Consider the following 1,088-nt stretch of genomic DNA (forward strand, 5'->3'; position numbering starts at 1 on the left):
CGCCAGCCCTCGGCCCCTCCGCGGGTACGGCCCTCGGCTCGGCCGCGGATACCGCCCTCGGCTCGGCCGCCGGTACCGCCCCCGGCACCGGTCCCCGCACCGGCCCCCGCACCGGGTGCGCGCGTCGCGAGTCGTTCTCGGAGTCCGGTCGCCCTGCGGCGGGCGTCCCGTACGGAGAGGGGGAGGGGGTCCCAGCCTGCCAGTTCGCCCAGTTCCGCCACGGGTGGCCGCACGGGCGAGACGGCGAGCATCGCGGCCGGGTCGCCCAGGCGCGCGGTGCCGTCGGGGGACAGCAGCAGCACCTGGTCGGCGTACTGCACGACGCGCTCCAGCCGGTGTTCCGCCATGAGCACGGTGGTGCCCAGGTCGTGGACCAGGCGCTGGATGACGGCCAGCACCTCCTCGGCGGCGGGCGGGTCGAGCGCCGAGGTGGGCTCGTCGAGCACCAGGACCTCGGGGTGCGGGGTGAGGACGGAGCCGATGGCCACGCGCTGCTGCTGGCCACCGGAGAGGGAGGCGATGGGGCGGTCGCGGAGGTCGTTGAGCCCCAACAGGTCGAGGGTTTCCTCGACGCGGCGGCGCATGGTGGCCGCGGGCAGCCCCAGGGACTCCATGCCGTAGGCCAGTTCGTCCTCGACGGTGTCGGTGACGAAGTGCGCGAGCGGGTCCTGGCCCACTGTTCCCACGAGGTCGGCGAGTTCGCGGGGCTTGTGGGTACGGGTGTCCCGGCCCGCCACGGTCACTCGGCCGCGCAGGGTGCCGCCGGTGAAGTGCGGGACGAGGCCCGAGACGGTGCCCAGCAGCGTGGACTTGCCCGCTCCGCTCGCGCCGATGAGCAGGCACAGTTCCCCTTCGGGGAGGTGGGCGTCGACGGTGGGGAGTGCGGGCTCGTGCGCGTCCTCGTAGACGACCGAGACGTGGTCGAAGGTGATCACTGCGTGCTCTCCTCGTCGTCGTTCCGGCCCCGCAGCGCCCGCGCGGTCCGGTGGGGGCCGCCGTCCTCGTCGCTGTCCTGGCGGGGCGAGGGGACGCGGCTCGTGGGCCGTCCCGTGGCCTTGGTGCTGCTCCCGGTGTGCGCGGGGGGTGCC

General features: G+C 75.2%; 1 protein-coding gene. It reads right to left on the minus strand.

All coding sequences use genetic code 11. The annotated features are described in order from the left end of the window. On the minus strand, window positions 1–935 hold a 935-nt coding region (locus tag AB8Z75_RS34770), incomplete at its 3' end, for an ABC transporter ATP-binding protein (RefSeq protein ID WP_369209108.1). Window positions 936–1,088: the final 153 nt, after the last annotated feature.

Source organism: Streptomyces sp. PU-14G (genome assembly GCF_041028275.1).
Lineage (GTDB): Bacteria > Actinomycetota > Actinomycetes > Streptomycetales > Streptomycetaceae > Streptomyces.